The 16,418-nt window shown below is 67.9% G+C and carries 14 protein-coding genes; 5 read left to right on the top strand and 9 right to left on the bottom strand.

All coding sequences use genetic code 11. The features are described from left to right. Window positions 1–434: 434 nt before the first annotated feature. The 6 genes from D6T64_RS10810 to D6T64_RS10785 form a co-directional block, all read right to left on the bottom strand. Window positions 435–1,604 carry a cysteine desulfurase family protein gene (locus D6T64_RS10810; RefSeq protein WP_267900482.1) on the bottom strand — a complete coding sequence of 390 codons (1,170 nt, stop codon included), beginning with the start codon at window positions 1,602–1,604 and terminating at the stop codon, window positions 435–437. Next, window positions 1,601–2,455, bottom strand: a complete 855-nt coding sequence (gene nadC / locus D6T64_RS10805) for a carboxylating nicotinate-nucleotide diphosphorylase (protein WP_119974676.1) — start codon at window positions 2,453–2,455, stop codon at window positions 1,601–1,603. Before nadC ends, D6T64_RS10810 begins: the two co-directional genes overlap by 4 nt. Then, window positions 2,449–4,098 carry an L-aspartate oxidase gene (gene nadB / locus D6T64_RS10800; protein ID WP_119974675.1) on the bottom strand — a complete coding sequence of 550 codons (1,650 nt, stop codon included), beginning with the start codon at window positions 4,096–4,098 and terminating at the stop codon, window positions 2,449–2,451. The genes nadC and nadB overlap by 7 nt, the downstream gene beginning before the upstream one ends. Next, window positions 4,095–5,402: a quinolinate synthase NadA gene (nadA, locus tag D6T64_RS10795; protein WP_119974674.1), complete on the bottom strand. Its 1,308-nt coding sequence runs from the start codon at window positions 5,400–5,402 to the stop codon at window positions 4,095–4,097. The genes nadB and nadA overlap by 4 nt, the downstream gene beginning before the upstream one ends. Beyond that, complete coding sequence (locus D6T64_RS10790) at window positions 5,383–6,102, bottom strand: NUDIX hydrolase (protein ID WP_119974718.1); 720 nt, start codon at window positions 6,100–6,102, stop codon at window positions 5,383–5,385. The genes nadA and D6T64_RS10790 overlap by 20 nt, the downstream gene beginning before the upstream one ends. 97 nt (window positions 6,103–6,199) lie before the next feature. After that, window positions 6,200–6,952: a polyprenol monophosphomannose synthase gene (locus D6T64_RS10785; RefSeq protein ID WP_119974673.1), complete on the bottom strand. Its 753-nt coding sequence runs from the start codon at window positions 6,950–6,952 to the stop codon at window positions 6,200–6,202. Window positions 6,953–7,228: 276 nt separating this feature from the next. On the opposite strand from D6T64_RS10785, the gene D6T64_RS10780 reads away from it, so the two are divergent. Beyond that, window positions 7,229–8,056 (top strand): carbon-nitrogen hydrolase family protein, encoded by an 828-nt coding sequence (locus D6T64_RS10780; RefSeq protein WP_267900483.1) that lies wholly within the window; start codon window positions 7,229–7,231, stop codon window positions 8,054–8,056. A gap of 42 nt (window positions 8,057–8,098) precedes the next feature. Here D6T64_RS10780 and D6T64_RS10775 read toward each other — a convergent pair whose 3' ends face one another. Both D6T64_RS10775 and D6T64_RS10770 read right to left on the bottom strand, forming a co-directional pair. Continuing rightward, complete coding sequence (locus tag D6T64_RS10775) at window positions 8,099–8,485, bottom strand: DUF7882 family protein (RefSeq protein ID WP_233551048.1); 387 nt, start codon at window positions 8,483–8,485, stop codon at window positions 8,099–8,101. 252 nt (window positions 8,486–8,737) lie between these two features. After that, window positions 8,738–9,871: an alpha/beta fold hydrolase gene (locus D6T64_RS10770; protein ID WP_119974671.1), complete on the bottom strand. Its 1,134-nt coding sequence runs from the start codon at window positions 9,869–9,871 to the stop codon at window positions 8,738–8,740. A gap of 214 nt (window positions 9,872–10,085) precedes the next feature. On the opposite strand from D6T64_RS10770, the gene D6T64_RS10765 reads away from it, so the two are divergent. Next, window positions 10,086–11,159: an alkene reductase gene (locus D6T64_RS10765; protein ID WP_119974670.1), complete on the top strand. Its 1,074-nt coding sequence runs from the start codon at window positions 10,086–10,088 to the stop codon at window positions 11,157–11,159. A 66-nt stretch (window positions 11,160–11,225) separates the two neighbouring features. On the opposite strand, the gene D6T64_RS10760 is transcribed toward D6T64_RS10765, so the two are convergent. Beyond that, complete coding sequence (locus D6T64_RS10760; RefSeq protein ID WP_119974669.1) at window positions 11,226–12,440, bottom strand: pyridoxal phosphate-dependent aminotransferase; 1,215 nt, start codon at window positions 12,438–12,440, stop codon at window positions 11,226–11,228. A gap of 206 nt (window positions 12,441–12,646) precedes the next feature. Between D6T64_RS10760 and D6T64_RS10755 the strand changes: the two genes are divergently transcribed. The 3 genes from D6T64_RS10755 to D6T64_RS10745 all read left to right on the top strand — a co-directional run bounded on the left by D6T64_RS10755 (window position 12,647) and on the right by D6T64_RS10745 (window position 16,413). Further along, window positions 12,647–14,272, top strand: coding sequence for a S1C family serine protease (locus tag D6T64_RS10755; protein WP_199719136.1), 1,626 nt, complete (start codon window positions 12,647–12,649; stop codon window positions 14,270–14,272). A gap of 237 nt (window positions 14,273–14,509) precedes the next feature. Next, window positions 14,510–15,583, top strand: a complete 1,074-nt coding sequence (locus tag D6T64_RS10750) for a glycosyltransferase family 2 protein (RefSeq protein ID WP_267900481.1) — start codon at window positions 14,510–14,512, stop codon at window positions 15,581–15,583. Between the two features lie 2 nt (window positions 15,584–15,585). Then, a complete protein-coding gene (locus D6T64_RS10745) occupies window positions 15,586–16,413 on the top strand; it encodes a CDP-alcohol phosphatidyltransferase family protein (RefSeq protein WP_119974667.1) in 828 nt (275 codons plus the stop codon). Window positions 16,414–16,418: the final 5 nt, after the last annotated feature.

Raw genomic sequence — 16,418 nt, 5'->3', positions numbered from 1 at the left:
CATTTTTACGGTGGGCATTTTTTTACGGTGGGCATGTTCGAGGGGGCATATTCACAGCAGGGCATAGTCGCAGCGGGGGTAGCGCTGCGGGCTGCTGTCTCGGCTGGTGGACGAAATCGGCTGGTGGACGAACTGGGGGACGAACTGGTGGACGAAACAGCCGAAACATCACGTCGCGGTCCTCAACACGGACGTGACGGGTGGGCGGGCGAGCTGCCTGGCAAACGAGTCCGCGGGAAAACTTCGTCGTGAAGTCTCGGCAGCACTCAAAGTACACAGGCCGAACCCGGCCCGGCAACGGGTTGACCCCGCGTTAAGCGATTGTTAACATCCCAGTATCTCGCACGAAACACACGTCTCGTCGGGCCAGAGAACCCCCCAAACAGCCGAAAACGCCCCCCGAACAGGAGTATTCCTCAAGTGTGGTGGCCTTCTCAGCGTGCGATCCGGCGAATCCGGGCGACGGACTCGTGCACAGACGCGGCCGCCGTCTCCAGCTCCTGCTCGGAGGTCCGTGCCGACAGGGTGAAGCGCACGGCTGTCTGGGCGTCGTCGGCGCTGAACCCCATCGAGGTCAGCACGTGGGAGGGTTCAGAGCTGCCGGCCGCGCACGCGGATCCACTCGAACAGACCACGCCGCGGGCTTCCAGCTCGAGCAGCACGGCTTCCCCGCTCGTCCCGGGAAACACGAACGATGCGGAACCGGGCAGCCGGCGCGTGCGGTGACCCGTGAGCCGGGCACCGGGGGTGTCCCGGAGCACCCGCTCGGTGAACGTGTCTCGCAATCGGGCGACGGAAGTTGCGGCCTGGAGACGTTCCCCCTCGGCCAGGCGAAGGGCAGTGGCGACAGCAACCGCCCCGGCGACATTCTCGGTTCCACTGCGCTTGCCGCGCTCCTGCCCGCCGCCGTGAAGGAGCGGCTCGATCGGCAGTCGGCCGCGCACGAAGAGCACTCCGGTGCCCGTGGGCGCTCCCATCTTGTGTCCGGACAGGCTCAGGGCGTCGACGCCGAGATCAACCACGTTGACCGGCAACCAGCCGGCCGCCTGCACGGCATCGCTGTGCAGCGGCACCCGCGCCGCGCGGGTCAGCGCCGCGAGGGCGGAGAGGTCCTGCACGGAGCCCACCTCGTTGTTGGCGTACTGTACCGAAACCAGGGTGGTGTCGGGGCGCAACGTTGCGCGCAGTTCGTCCGGGTCGACGAGCCCCGCGGCATCCGTCGCGAGCAGGGTGATCTCGAAACCGTGCAGGCGGTGCAGGTAATCGCAGGATTGGAGCACGGCCTCGTGTTCGATCGACGACGTGATCAGGTGGCGGCCGCGCGGAGACCCGAGGGCGATGCCCTTGATCGCGAGGTTGTCGGCCTCGGTTCCGCCGCTAGTGAAGATGACGTCGCCGGGCCGGCAGCCGAGAACGTGGGCCACGCTCTGACGCGCACCCAACAGCGCGGCGGCGGCGGCTTCGCCGACCCGATGATGGCTGGAGGGGTTGCCGAAATCGGACGTGAGGAACGGCCACATCGCGGTGAGCACCTCGGACCTGACCGGCGTGGTGGCCGCATTGTCGAGGTAGATGGCGGCGGGGGAGCGTCGGGGTTCGCTCACACGTGCACGTCCACATCGAGCCCGAGGTCGAGCGCGTGCACGCTGTGGGTGAGGGCGCCGACCGAGATGATGTCCACGCCGCACGCCGCGATCGCGGCCACCGTGTCGAGGGAGACTCCGCCGCTGGCTTCGACGAGCGCACGGCCGGCAACCCGGCTAACCCCGGTCAGCAGATCGGCGGTGGAAAAATTATCGAGCATGATCGTGTCGATCCCTGCCGCGAGCACCTCGTCGATTTGATCGAGGTGGTCCACCTCCACCTCCAGATGGGTGGTGTGCGAGAGCCGGGCGCGCACGTCGAGCAGCGCCTGCGTCAGGCCCAGCCCATTTTGCGTGAGCACGGCCAAGTGGTTGTCCTTGGCCATCACGGTGTCGGACAGGCTGAACCGGTGGTTGTGGCCCCCGCCATCGCGCACGGCCTGGCGTTCGAAGGCGCGCAGCCCGGGGGTGGTCTTGCGGGTGTCGACGATGCGGGCCCGGGAGCCGGCCACCTCGGCAACGTAGCGGGCCGTGAGCGTGGCGATTCCGCTCATCCGCTGCACGAAATTGAGCCCGACGCGTTCGGCCTGCAGCACGCCGCGGGCGGGCCCCGCAACGTCGGCGAGTACATCGCCGGGAATGAAGCGCTCGCCGTCGCTGAGCCGCACTGTCACGCTGATGCGGGGATCGGTGAGCCGAAATGCGGAGCTGAAGACCGCGCCACCGCTGAACACGCCCGGTTCGCGCGCGACGAGGCGGGCCGTGGCGACAGCGCTTTCGGGGATCAATACCGCGGAGGTGAGGTCGCCCCACGGAGCGTCTTCGTCGAGGGCCCCGCGGACGACGGTGTCGATCAGGTGTTCGGTTAGCATGCAATGGCCTCCTCGGCCTCGGTGTCGCCCGGGAGGGTCAGGACCGGGTGCGGCCCGTCGTCGGCGCGGGTCCACGCCGACGAGACGGCGAGCTCAGAGCGGGGTTCGGGGAAATCGGCCCGATGGTGTGCGCCGCGGGATTCCTGACGGCCGAGCGCTGCCGCGACGGTCAGACGTGCCAGGTCGAGGAGGTTGCGGTCCTCGTGTTCGGCCACTGTGCGCGGGTGTTCGGTGGCGGTCCAGAGGGCGAGGGTCTGCACCGCCGCCGCAAGGCCGGCTCCGGAACGGTGCACGCCGGCCGACTCCCACATCAGGTCTTGCAGGGCGCGACGCAGGCCAGGTGTGGCAGCGCTCGCTGTGCCTGTGCCTGTGCCTGTGCCTGTGCGCGTGGGCGTGGGCGTGGCCGTGGCCGTGGGCTGGGTGGCGGGTACGGGGTCGGTGGCGGTGGGGGTGGTGGTGCCGAGGGCGCGTACCGCGCGGTCCGCGAAGACCGCGGCCTCGAGCAGGGAGTTCGAGGCGAGCCGGTTGGCACCGTGCGCGCCGGTGCGGGCAACCTCGCCGACCGCGAACAGTCCCGGCAGCGAGCTGCGCCCCCACGTGTCCGTCACGATGCCGCCCATCCAGTAGTGGGCGGCGGGGGCCACCGGGATTGGTTGTTCGGCCCAGTCGAGGCCCGCCGCGCGGCAGGCGGCGGTGATGGTGGGAAAGCGACGCTCGAGCGCACCGCGGCCGAGGCCGGTCGCGTCGAGCACGACCGGCTCACCGTTCTGGGCCGCCATCTGGCGGGCAATGCCGCGGGCAACGACATCGCGCGGGGCAAGTTCGGCGTCCGGGTGTTCGGCGAGCATGAAACGATCGCCGGCGCGGCCGAGCAGCACGGCGCCCTCCCCGCGCACGGCCTCGGAGACCAGGGGCGTGCCGGGAACGGCGAGGGCCGTCGGGTGAAACTGGTAGAACTCAAGATCGGCGACGGATGCCCCCGCCCTCCAGGCCGCGGCGAGTCCGTCACCGGTCGCGACGTCCGGGTTGGTGGTGTGGCGGTAGAGCATCCCGGCGCCTCCGGTGGCGAGGATGACGACATCCGCGCTCAGCGTGCCGGGGTTGCCGTCGTGCACGGTCCGAGCCCCGGTGACCCGACCGGCGTCGACCACGAGGTCGGTCAGCATGGTGTGCTCGAGAATCTGCAGCGTCGAATTTGCTCGCGCGGCGCGCTGCCGCGCGGTGGCGACGAGGGCATTCTCGACGATCGCCCCGGTCGCGTCGCCCCCGGCGTGCACAACTCTCGACCGTGAGTGCGCGGCTTCGAGGCCCCGGGCGACCCCGGACTCGTCCCGGTCGAAGTCGACCCCGAAGCGAATGAGGTCACGGACCCGTTCCGGGCCTTCTGAGCACAGAATTCGCACCGCCCGCGTGGAACAGAGGCCGGCCCCGGCACGCAGGGTGTCCCGCATGTGGGAGTGCACCGAATCGTCGGGAAACAGGGCGGCCGCGATCCCACCCTGCGCGTAGCGGGTATTGCTTTCGGGCAGCGCGGCCTTGGTGACGAGGACGACGTGGTGACCGGCATCCGTCGCCCGCACCGCGGCGACCAGGCCCGCGAGGCCGCTGCCGATCACGAGCACGGACAGGGGTCGGGCGCTCATGCGACCGGCACCGGCGGACGGGCCGCGAGCATGCGTTCGAGGGCGACGCGGGCCTGGTCGGCGACGTCGCTGGCGACCGTGATGCGGTTGAGCGCCACGGGTGCGGTCTCGGCATCTCCGACCAGGCCTTCCAGTACCCAGGCCAGGTAACCCGCGTGGATGCGGTACATCGTCGAGCAGGGGCAGACCACCGGGTCCAGGCAGAATATCGTGTGTTCGGGGTGCGCGGCCGCCAGGCGCTGCACGAGGTTGATCTCCGTGCCGATCGCGAAGGTGGTGCCCGCCGGCGCAGCGCTGATCGCCTTGCCGATGTAGTCCGTCGAGCCGTTCTCGTCGGCGGCGTCCACGACCTCCATCGGGCACTCGGGGTGCACGATCACGCGCAGTCCCGGATGCTCGGCACGGGCCGCGGTGATCTGGTCGACCGTGAATCGACGGTGCACGCTGCAGAATCCGTGCCACAGGATGACGCGCGCATCGCCCAGCTGCTCTTCGGTGCTGCCGCCCAGCGCACGGCGCGGGTTCCACATCGGCATCTGGGTCAGCGGCACGCCCATCGCCTTGGCGGTGTTGCGCCCCAGGTGCTGGTCGGGGAAGAACAGCACGCGCTGTCCGCGTTCGAATGCCCACTCGAGAACGGTCTGCGCATTGGAAGAGGTGCAGACAATGCCGCCGTGCTCGCCGCAGAATCCTTTGAGCGCGGCCGAGGAATTCATGTAGGTGACGGGGATGACCGGAACCCGGCCGGAGGCATCCGGTGCCGTGCCGTACAGGTCTTCCAATTGTTCCCAGCACTCGGTTACGGAGTCGAGGTCGGCCATGTCGGCCATGGAGCAGCCGGCCGCGAGGTTGGGCAGGATGACGGACTGGTCGGGGCCGGAGAGCAGATCCGCGGTCTCGGCCATGAAGTGCACACCGCAGAAGATGATGGCCTCGGCGTCCGGCCGGCTCGTCGTGGCCTGCGCCAGCTGAAAGGAGTCGCCGATGACGTCGGCGTGCCGCAGCACTTCATCGCGCTGGTAGAAGTGCCCGAGAATCACCACCCGGTCGCCGAGGGTGGCCTTGGCCGAGCGGATGCGCGCATCCAGCTCGTCGGCCGTGGCCGTGCGGTAGCGGGCGGGCAGTTCGCCCTGCCGGGGCGAGCCGGTGGGAATCACGTCGCCCATCGACGAACCCGGGCCGTAGCCGGGGGCCTCGGCATCGAATTCCCACGGGTTGCGGGCGAGATCGGGGCTGCAGGTGCTTCCGGTGGTCTTGCCCGTGCTGATCAAGCTGATGGTGAGATCAACGGATGCGGTCGTCATGGGCGAACTCCTCGTGGCGGTTGGTCGGGTCGGTCGGCGGGGTGGGTTCTGTGCTGGTGTAGCGGTAGAGGCGGGGCGGCCGATGCCGTGCACCTGCGACCCGTTCGCCGGTGTCGATCAGTGTGCCGGAGGATTCCATCGATCGCCGAAAGTTGGCGGGGTCGAGGGGACGCAGCAAGACCGCTTCGTGCACTTCCCTCAGCTGCGCGAGGGTGAACGAGGTTCCCAGAAAGGCCTGGGCGATGCGGGAATACTCCATCTTGGTCCGCAGTCTCCACAGGGCGTAGGCCACTATTCGGTTGTGGTCGAAGGCGAGCTGAGGCAGCGCGTCGGCCGCAAACCATCGCACGTTGTCGTCGACGATCGCACGGTCGGCCTCGGTGGGCTGAACGAGCGCCCAGTAGACGATGGACACGACCCGATCGCCGGGTGTGCGATCCAGGTCGCCAAAGGTGAAGAGCTGCTCGAGAAATTTCGGAGCAAGCCCGGTGGTCTCTTCGAGGGTGCGGGAGGCTGCGTGCTCGAGCTCTTCCTCGGCCGAGAGCCAGCCCCCGGGAAGTGCCCATTGGTTCAGGAAGGGGTCGCGGGTGCGACGCACGAGCGGCACCCAGAGCACGTGGGCGCTGGGCCCGGCACCTCGGGGGCGCAACGCAAAGATCACGGTCGACACGGCCAGTGTGTTCGCTCGGGGACTCGTCATCGTGGGTTCCATCAGGTGGCTTCAATCAGGTAAAGGTCAGTAAGACTCTAACTGCTGAAGCCATCATATAGGGGATCGGGCCGGGCCGAGCGGGCTGCTAGCCGCCGGTATTCGCTGCCGGCTGGCTGACCGCCGATCGGGTGGCACCCTTGCCGGTCAGTCCCCAGAGCGTCACACGGCCCATCGCTTCCGCCACGATACGGCCGCTCATCTTCGAGGAACCCAGGGTACGTTCCACGAAGGTGATCGGCACCTCGACGACCAGGAGGTGCGCCTGGACGGCATGCAGCAACATGTCGATCTGGAAGCAGTAGCCGAGGCTGTCGATGTTGGACAGGCGCATCCGCTCGAGGGCATATTGTGAATAGACGCGGTACCCGCCCGTGACGTCACGTTGCCGCAGGCGCAGGATGACCCGTGAATAGATCGAACCGCCCTGTGACAGGGCGCGCCGGTGCCAGGGCCAGTTCTCCACCATGCCGCCCGGCACCCAGCGGGACCCCATGACGACGTCCGCCGTTTCGGACGCACGCAGCAGTGCTGGGAGTTGTTCGGGCAGGTGCGAGCCGTCGGCGTCGAGCTGCACGAGGCGATCGTAGCCGCGGCTCAGGCCCCAGCCGAAGGCCTCCAGGTAGGCCGCGCCGAGTCCGGCCTTGGAACGGCGATGCAGCACGTGGACGTGCGCGTCTCCGGCAACGAGCGCATCGGCGAGCACCCCGGTGCCGTCCGGGCTGGCGTCATCCACGATGAGCACGTCGGCCGCCGGTACGCTCGCACGCACTCGCGCCACGATCGGGCCGATATTGTCGCGCTCGTTGTACGTCGGGATGATGACCAGGGTGTTGGGCATTCGGCTACCTCAGGTTTTTGGCGGAAGGGCTACAGGATGACGCTAGGCCACCCACATGAACGTTGTGCACGGGTGGGGGTTGACGGCCTGGAAAAGACCTCTGAGTCTGCTCCATAATGCGCGTCTGCTCCACCGTGCGAGTCTGCTCCCAGTTGGCACAGGGGGCACCGATGGCATGGACGTTCCCGGCGGGCTCACGGCTAGGCTGGCGTGATGAGCGAGTTGTCGAGCACACCGGAGTTGTCGAGCACACCGGAGTTGTCGAGCACACCGGAGTTGACGAGCACCGCGGGCACCGCCGAGTCCCCGATCGCCGTCGCCGTCGCTCAGTTTTGCCCCGGGACCAACGAGCAGTGCAACCTCCGGGCGATGACCATCCTCGCCACGACGGCGGCCGAGCGCGGAGCACGCCTGGTCGTCTTCCCGGAATACTCCGCATTTTTCGAACCGGTCCTCGGGCCGGGGTGTGTCGCTGCCGCGCAGCCGCTCGACGGGACCTTCGTCACGGCGATCGCGGGCCTGGCCGCCGAGCTCGACATCGCCATCGTCGCGGGCATGCTGGAAAGCACGGCCGTGGCTGGCCGGTTCAGTAACACCCTCGTCGCCGTCGACCCGCGCCACGGGCTCGTGGCGACCTATCGCAAGCAGCACCTCTACGACGCCTTCGGTCAGCGCGAATCGGACTGGGTGCTGCCCGGCCCCATCGAGGCCCCGCACACCTTCCGGGTCGGCGACCTGACGGTGGGCATGCAAACCTGTTACGACATCCGGTTTCCCGAGGTGACCCGCCGGCTCGTGGATGCGGGCGTCGATCTTGTACTCGTGCCGGCTGAATGGGTGCGGGGCCCGCTGAAGGAACAGCACTGGCGCACGCTCCTGACCGCGCGTGCAGTGGAAAACACGGTCTACCTCGCCGCAGCCGACCAGGCCCCGCCGGTCGGGGTCGGCAACAGCATGATCCTCGACCCGATGGGGGTCGAACTCGTCACGATCGGGGAGACCACCGACGTCGCCGTCGCGTGGCTGTCCGGCGATCGGCTGCGGACCGTCAGAGCTCAGAATCCTGCCCTGCAGCTGCGTCGATTTCGCGTTGTGGAACGTTAGGCACGCTGTCCGTCTGGTGGGTTCCGTGTGTTTCGAGCGGCGCTAGTTTTCGGAGGCCTTCGTGGCGCGCGTGGTCGCGGCCGGACGGATACTGAAGGCGACCTCGGAACGCGCAGCCGGGTCGCGCTCGACCATAGAGCTTTCCTCGCCCGTCACCACGAGGCCCTGCGAGCTGTTCGCTGAGCGCGTGAGCTGGGCCAGCCATTGCGGGTTGATGATCGGCGCCCGTCCGCCGGCGAACTTGAAGTACAACGGAATCGCCGGGTGCAACCACGCAGAACTGCGACCGTCCCCGACGACGGCGGCGTCCCGCCAGGACAGCAGGAAGCTCTCGCCCCTGCGCAGCTTCTGGATGATGACGACCTGAAGGTGGGCCAGAATCCGGTCATCGAATTCGACCACCACTCGGTCGTAGGTGAGAGAACCCATGGTGTGTCACTTTCGATCGGTCGCGCGAGTGCAGGAGCCGGCGAAAGCGAGGCTGTTCACGGTGACGATGTCACTGTGGACATAGTCACCGTGAACACGTCACCGTGAACGCGTCACCGTGAACATGTCGCGGGGACATGAATCACTGGGGAAATGAACCGGAGCTTTACTCACTCTGCTCCTTTTATACGCCCGCCACAAGAGACGTGCCAAGCATTGGGGGTGAAATCCCAATGCCGTGGTGCGCTGCCTTCACTGCGTCGAGCACGGAGATCGCAGTGTATCGAGCACTGTGAACGGTCGCTCGATGTGCGCAAAGTGGCCGACTCCGCCGACGGTGACGGCCTCGAAGCGTCGGATAACCCCGCGCAGCCGGTCGGCATCCGTCGCTGCCACGAAGACGTCAGATTCGCCGGTTAGAGTCCGCACCGGGCAGAGAATTCGGGACCACCGCTCGCCGGCGGGATAGGCACCGGCTCGGGCGGATGCGACGGCGAAGCCGAGTGGACGGACCTCACCGGCGAGGGCCCTGATGATTCCGGCCTCGATGTCGTCGGGGCGCGCGAACAGTGGGGACACGGCCACACGGAGCAGGGGCAGCCGCGAGACACCGGAGATGAGCGCTCGGCCAAGCCGGCCGAGCCGCGCAAGCAGACGCATCACCAGCAAGAGCGCCGTGTAGGCGGGCAGCGTGGTAAATCTGGTCAGCGGATGCCGCACGCTGTCGATGACCGCGAATGTGGTGGGAGAGATCAACTCGACCCGCGCTGTCGCCTCGGGGGCGGCGGCGGCGAGTTCCAGGGCAACAAAACCGCCCATGGAATGTCCGACGACAATCCACCGGCGGTAGCCCAACGCCCGGGCGATCTCGGCGACGGTGGCGGCGAGGACTTCCACGGTGCGGTCGGCCGGATCGCCGGGCAGTGCGCTGTCGCCCCAGCCGGGAAGGTCGGGGATGATGAGGTCGGTCAGCGGCAGGCCGGAGGCATCGGCCTCCCGCAGACCAGACGAGGTCATGGTGGCCTCGGCCGCGGTGAGGAGCGGCGTCCACGTCGTCCACGATCCGGCGGCGCCGTGCAGCAGGATGGTGGCCGTGTCTCCCGCGGTTCGGCGGCCGTGCCGCACGACGACGACGCCGTGGGCGAGGCGCATGGCGCTCGTGGTGAGGCCGAAGGTGCGGGGATCGTGGCCGAGCGGGAATGGACTGTACCGCGCTCGTGACTCGACTGCCGGATTGGGCCGGCGCAGGCTGCTCTGGACGTCGAGTTCGGTCTGGCGGTCGAGTTCGGTCTGGCGGTCGAGTTCGGTCTGGCGGTGCAGGCGGTGCAGGCGGTGCAGGCCGTGCTGCGGTGTCGGGCGCTGCACCCTCGTCATTGTCGTGCTCATGCGGGGGGTTCGTCGCGGACGCCCGGACGGATTGGAACCGTCTGTAGCTCAGCCGGGAATGACCTGATGACTCCGTGCGCATGGAATATCGCCGCTCACACCGCCGTTGTCGACCAGTGCGCCGGTTTTCGGCGCTGCCCGGGCGCATGTTCCAGACGGGCATATTCCAGACGGCACGATCAACAGATCAACAGATCAACAGAATGAGTGGCTCGTGAAACTTTTCTCCCCCCTGAACCTTGGCGACATCGAACTGCCCAACCGTGTGATCATGGCCCCGCTGACCCGCACCCGCTCGGGCGCGCTCGGCATTCCCGGCCCACTCGTTGTGGAGCACTACACCCAGCGCGCCACGCTCGGTTTGATCGTCTCCGAGGGCACCTACCCCAGCCACGCCGGCCAGGGCTACGGCGGCCAGCCCGGCCTCGTCACCCCCGAGCAGCTCGCCGGTTGGAAGACCGTGACCGACTCCGTGCATGCCGCCGGCGGCCGCATCTTCGCCCAGGTCATGCACGCCGGCCGTGTCAGCCACTCCGACACCAACGGCGGCTATGAGGTCGTCGCGCCGAGCGCCATCGCCATCGTCGGCGAGACCCGTACCAGTACGGGCAAGCAGCCCTACCCGGTGCCGCACGCGATCACCACCGCCGAGCTGCCCGGCGTGCTCGCCGAGTTCGTGCAGGCGTCGACGGATGCCATCGCCGCCGGCTTCGACGGTGTCGAGATCCACGGCGCCAATGGCTACCTGCTGCACGAGTTCCTCTCGCCGGCCTCAAACGTGCGTGATGACACCTACGGCGGAACCCCGGCCAACAGGGCCCGTTTCGTGGCCGAGGTCACCATCGCGGTCGCCGCGGCGATCGGTGCCGGCAAGGTCGGCATCCGCATCTCCCCGGAGCACAACATCCAGGATGCCCTCGAGACCGACGCTGCCGACGTGCTCGCCACCTATGGCGCCCTCGTGGACGCCCTCGCTCCCCTCGACCTCGCCTACCTCAGCGTGCTGCACGCCGACCCGACCGGGGCGCTCGTGCAGGAACTGCGCACCCGGTTCGCGGGAACGTTCATCGTGAACAGCGGATTCGGCGAGATCACGACCCGCGAGGAGGCTCTCGCCATCGTGCGCGACGGCCACGCCGACGCCGTCGTCGTGGGCCGCCCCGCGATCGCCAACCCCGACCTGGTGCGTCGCTGGCGCGAAGACCTTCCGGTCAACGCTCCGAACGCGGCGACGTTCTACGGTGACGGTGCCGTCGGCTACACCGACTACCCGGCGCTGGCTTCCTAACGAACCAGGCCCTTCTGGCCCCCGCCTGACTCCGTGTCGCCGACACGGAGTCAGGCGGGGGCTGAATCAAGCGGGGCTGAGGGTCGCGAGATTCGCGGCGGCGCGAGTGAGCACATCCGTCGTCTTGCAATAGGCAAAACGTACGAGCGACGCATACTCGGCGCGGTGGTCCGGGGAGCAGAACGCCGAGATCGGCACCGCCACCACGCCCGCGAGCCCGGGGAGGGCGCGGCAGAATTGCGCGCCATCCGTGTATCCCACAGGGCGGGCATCCGCCACGATGAAATACGAGCCCTGCGGTAGGGCGATCGTGAATCCGGCGCGGGTCAGCCCGGTTGCGAGGGTGTCCCGTTTAGCCTTCAGCACGGCTGCGATCCCGGAAAAATAGCTGTCCGGAAGGTCGAGCCCCACGGCCATTGCCGGCTGGAATGGAGCCCCGTTGACATACGTCAGAAATTGCTTCACGGCCAAAATCGCTGTGACCAGAGCCGCCGGCCCACTCAGCCAGCCCACCTTCCACCCGGTCGTGCTGAACGTTTTCCCGCCCGAGGAAATCGTCACGGTGCGCTCCCACGCGCCGGGGAGCGTGCTGATCGGAATATGCCGTGCACCAAAGGTCAGGTGCTCGTAGACCTCATCGGTGACGATCAGGGCGTCGTGCCGGTGCGCCAACTCCACGATCAGCGTGAGTGTCTCGGCGGTGAAAACCGCGCCCGTCGGGTTGTGCGGGTCGTTGACCAGGATCAGCCGAGTCTTGTCGGTGACGGCCGCCCGAAGCACGTCCAGATCGGGTTGAAAGGTCTCGGTCACAGACCCGGGCGCTCGCAGCGGAACGGTGCGATGGATGCCCCCGGCCAGGGCGATCAGGCCGCCGTAGGCATCGTAGAACGGCTCGAAGGTGACGACCTCATCGCCGGGTTCCAGCAGCGCCAGGAGTGTCGCGGCAAGGGCCTCCGTCGCGCCGGCGGTCACCAGGATCTCACTGTCGGCGTCCAGGTCAAGTCCGTAGAAGCGCTTTTGGTGGCCCGCGATCGCCGCACGCAAAACAGGCATTCCGCGGCCGGGCGGGTACTGGTTCACGCCATCCCGGATGGCGCGCTGCGCGGCTTCCAGCACCTCGGGCGGGCCGTCCTCGTCGGGAAAACCCTGGCCGAGATTGAGGGCGCCGGTGCGCGCGGCGAGGGCGCTCATCTCGGCGAAGATGCTGGCGGCGACGCTGCCGTCGTCAGCGAGCAGACCGGCGCCCCGGGCCGTTCGGCGCCATGCTCCCGAAATCGTCATGCGCCGCGCCGCCCCGGGGTCTGATGAACCTGCATCGTTCCAACCTAGGACACCGCCCCCGTGAGAGTGCACGAGCACGGTCACGGTGTCTTCCACGGTCACAGTGTCGTTTAAGGTCACAGTGTCATCATTGAATGCTCCCAGTTTGCACATATCGAACGCTCAGGTTGAGGCGCAAAGCTGGCACAGCTTGGAAGGAGCATCCCATGACCGACAGCACCAAGGAACCCGGCAACATTCCTGAACCCACCCCGGGCGAGGCCATCACCGGCACTCCGCCCGCCGAACCCGTTCAGCCGTTCCAGCCGGTTCACCCCGAGCCGACCCGAGCGGCCGACCCCGACACCTCCGTCGACCGCACCTCAAACACTCTGGCCTACCCCGCCGCAGTCGGCGCCCCCGCAGTCGGCGCCCCTGCAGCCGGTGCCACTGCCGCCGGTGCCACTGCCGCCGGTGCCACTGCAGAGTATCCGCGAGACGCCTTCGGCCGACCGATTGACGTCGCCCCCGCGGGCGCCGAAACCCTCGCCTATCCGGCCTACCAGGCGCAGCAGGGATATGCCACCGAGTCCGGCCAGCCCGGCCAGCCGAGCGGACCCGGGTCGAAGGACCCGGCCCGGCGCAAGAGCAGCGTCGCCCTGATTGCCGCGCTGGCCATCGGCGCCCTCGTCGGCGGTGTCTCGGGTGCCGGCATCTACGCCCTCGCCGATTCCGGCCGTGGCAACGGGACCGCCGTGAGCGACTCCCAGGGTCCGAGCAACGTCGTGGTCAACAACACCGACAGCGTCAACCAGATCACCGCCGTCGCCGCCAAGGCATCCCCGAGCGTCGTCACGATCGAGGTCGCGAGCGGCCAGGACGGTGGCACCGGTTCCGGCGTGATCCTCAGTTCCGACGGCTACGTGCTCACCAACACCCACGTCGTCACCCTCGACGGTGCCGTCTCCGACGTCTCCATCCAGGTCAAGGCCGACGACGGCAGGCTGTATAGCGCGACCGTCGTCGGAACCGACCCGATCTCCGATCTCGCCGTCATCAAACTCGACAACGCCAGCGGATTGACCGCCATCGACTTTGCCGATTCGAGCAAGCTCAATGTCGGGGACACGGCCATCGCCATCGGCGCTCCGCTCGGACTCTCGGGCACGGTGACCAACGGTATCGTCAGTGCCCTGAACCGCAGCATCACGGTCGCATCGTCCGCGGCCCCGTCGACACCCGACGAGACCGTTCCCGATGACAGCGGCCAAAGTCCGTTCGACTTCTGGAACTTCGACATTCCGAACGAAGACGGTTCCCCGTCCCAGGCGCCCACTGCCAACAGCAGCATCTCGCTGCCGGTGATCCAGACGGATGCCGCCATCAACCCCGGCAACTCCGGCGGTGCCCTGCTCAACGGCGAGGGCGAACTGATCGGCATCAACGTCGCCATCGCCAACGCCGGCGGTAGTTCCTCTACCGCGGCCGGCAGCATTGGAGTGGGATTCTCCATTCCGTCCAACTTCGCCAAGCGCATCTCCGAGGAGCTCATCGCTGACGGCGCCGCGACGCACGGGCTGCTGGGAGCGAGCGTGACGACCGCATCGAGCGATGCAAGCAGCACGACCGTCGGCGCGCTGATCAGTGAGGTCAGCTCGGGCGGGGCTGCCGAAGCGGCCGGGCTCCAGAAGGGTGACATCGTGACCAACTTCAACGGCGTACCGATCACCGATTCCATCGACCTCACCGCTCAGGTTCGCGTTCTCCCCGCCGGTGGAACCGCCGACCTCACCTACGTTCGCGACGGCGAGTCCGCGACCGTGTCCGTGACCGTCGGGGAGCTGTCCAGCTAGGCAGCCCGGCCCTCGGGCCCGCTCCTTCCAAGCTCCACAACTGCGCCGCCGGTCGCCCGGCGGCGCAGTTGTGCGTGTGCCGATATGTCTGGGCCGATCCGGGAAGCCTGGGCCGATCCGGGAAGCCTGGGCCGATCCGGGAAGCCTGGGGCGATCCGGGAAGCCTGGGCCGATCCGGGGAAGCCCGACTGATAGGCTCGATCGTCCTACCCCTCAATCGGAAAGCTGGCCAGCCAGGTGCATGACCGACAGGGGAGTGACGCACCAGAGAGTGACGCTCGGGGGAGCGCATCCGCACTTCCGGGCGTTTCCTACGTCATGCCGGTGTTGAACGAGGCGACCCACGTGCGGGATGCCGTGGCCAGCCTGCTCACCCAGGACTATGCCGGCCCCTTCGAAGTCACCCTTGCCCTGGGCCCAAGCATCGACGGCACCACCGAACTAGTCGAAGAAATGGCCGCCGTCGATTCTCGAATCCGCGTGGTGGACAACGAGGTCGGATCGACCCCGGCCGGGTTGAACACCGCCATCCGAGCCTCCCGATACCCCATCGTCATTCGGGTTGACGCCCACTCCGTGCTGCCGACGGACTACGCCCGCATCGCGGTCGAGACGCTCGAACGCACCGGCGCCGACAACGTCGGCGGCATCATGGACGCGCAGGGCGTGAGCCCCTTCGAGAAGGCCGTCGCCCGTGCCTATGGCACGCGCATCGGCCTCGGTGGCACGCCACTGCACGTGGGCGGGCCGGAGGGGGAAGCCGAGACGGTGTACCTCGGCTGCTTCCGTATCCAGAGCCTGTTTCGGGTCGGGCTCTTCGACGAGAACATCAAGCGCGGCCAGGACTGGGAGCTCAACCGCCGGCTCCGTGAGACTGGCGGTTCCGTCTGGTTCACCCCGCGGTTGAAGGTGCTCTACCGGCCCCGGCCGAACGTCTCGCGTTTGGCACGTCAAATGTTGTCGACGGGCCTGTGGCGCGGCGAACTGGCCCGACGGTTTCCTGAGGCGAACGGCATCCGCTACTTCATTCCACCCGCGATGGTGCTTGCCGTATTCCTCGGCACGCTGGGCGGACTCGGCGGGCTGGTGCAGGTCGCTGTCGGCGCGGCCCCGTGGCTGCTGCTCGGCTGGCTCGCACCCCTCGGGTATTTCGCCATCGTGCTCGCGGCGACGCTGGCCCGGCGCGACGAATTTCGTACCGCCCTGCGCTTTCTCGTAGTCTTGCCCTGCATCCACTTCTGCTGGGGGATCGGTTTTGTGCTCGGCTACCTGACCTTCACCCGCAACATCACCGCTCACACCGGAAGGTGACCATGACACCCGGTTCACCCGCATCCGCTCGCCCGCAGTCCGAACGGCCGTCCTCGATCGCCGAGTTGCGCCGCGTGGCGCAGCCGCCCGAGGTTCGCCTCCGCGCCAACGCCGAGCACTGGACGGCCTCGCTCTACCTTCGGGACCTCTCGCCCTACGTGACCTGGCTGCTGCTCAAGACCCGGATCTCGGCAAACGGGGTGACGGCGCTGATGATCCTGGTTGGCTGGTCGACCGCCGCCGCGCTGTTGATTCCCGGAATCTGGGGTGCCCTGCTCGCTCTCGCGCTCGGGCAGTTGCAGATGCTCGTGGACTGCTGCGACGGCGAAGTCGCCCGGTGGCGCCGCACGTCCTCGCCGGCGGGGGTGTTCCTCGACAAGGTCGGCCACTACTCGACCGAGGCCCTGATTCCGATCGCCCTCGGCATTCGGGCGGCGGCCTACCCCTTTGAGGCCCCGGCGGACTTTCTCTTCACGAGTCTCGGCCTGATGCTCGCCCTGATCATCGTGTTGAACAAGGCCCTGAACGACATGGTGCACGTGGCACGCGCCAACGCCGGCCTGACCAAACTCGCCGATACCCACGGCGAGAAAACGCCGACGTCGAGCCTGCTCGCCCGGGCTCGCAAATTCGCGCGGTTCCTGCCGTTCCACCGCCTGTATCACTCGGTGGAGCTGACCATGGTGATCTTCGCGGCCGCGGTCATCGGGCTGGTTTTCGGCCAGCCGGTCGTCGACCGGGTTGTGCTGTGTGCTCTCGTTCCCCTTGCTTTCTTGTCTCTGATCGGGCATTTCGTGGCCATTATGGCCTCGAAACGCGTGCGTTCCTGAGATCG

The sequence above is a fragment of the Cryobacterium melibiosiphilum genome (genome assembly GCF_003602235.1).
In the GTDB taxonomy this organism is placed as follows: Bacteria; Actinomycetota; Actinomycetes; order Actinomycetales; family Microbacteriaceae; genus Cryobacterium; species Cryobacterium melibiosiphilum.
Note: the sequence above shows the minus strand (reverse complement) of the source record. Positions and strands in the feature narration are given on the sequence as shown.

Bases quoted from the DNA above. Each gene is read 5' to 3' on its own strand.
- nadC (WP_119974676.1), bottom strand. From the start codon at position 2,455: ATGCTAACCGAACACCTGATCGACACCGTCGTCCGCGGGGCCCTCGAC.
- nadB (WP_119974675.1), bottom strand. From the start codon at position 4,098: ATGAGCGCCCGACCCCTGTCCGTGCTCGTGATCGGCAGCGGCCTCGCG.
- nadA (WP_119974674.1), bottom strand. From the start codon at position 5,402: ATGACGACCGCATCCGTTGATCTCACCATCAGCTTGATCAGCACGGGC.
- D6T64_RS10790 (WP_119974718.1), bottom strand. From the start codon at position 6,102: ATGACGAGTCCCCGAGCGAACACACTGGCCGTGTCGACCGTGATCTTT.
- D6T64_RS10785 (WP_119974673.1), bottom strand. From the start codon at position 6,952: ATGCCCAACACCCTGGTCATCATCCCGACGTACAACGAGCGCGACAAT.
- D6T64_RS10775 (WP_233551048.1), bottom strand. From the start codon at position 8,485: ATGGGTTCTCTCACCTACGACCGAGTGGTGGTCGAATTCGATGACCGG.
- D6T64_RS10770 (WP_119974671.1), bottom strand. From the start codon at position 9,871: ATGAGCACGACAATGACGAGGGTGCAGCGCCCGACACCGCAGCACGGC.
- D6T64_RS10760 (WP_119974669.1), bottom strand. From the start codon at position 12,440: ATGACGATTTCGGGAGCATGGCGCCGAACGGCCCGGGGCGCCGGTCTG.
- D6T64_RS10755 (WP_199719136.1), top strand. From the start codon at position 12,647: ATGACCGACAGCACCAAGGAACCCGGCAACATTCCTGAACCCACCCCG.
- D6T64_RS10745 (WP_119974667.1), top strand. From the start codon at position 15,586: ATGACACCCGGTTCACCCGCATCCGCTCGCCCGCAGTCCGAACGGCCG.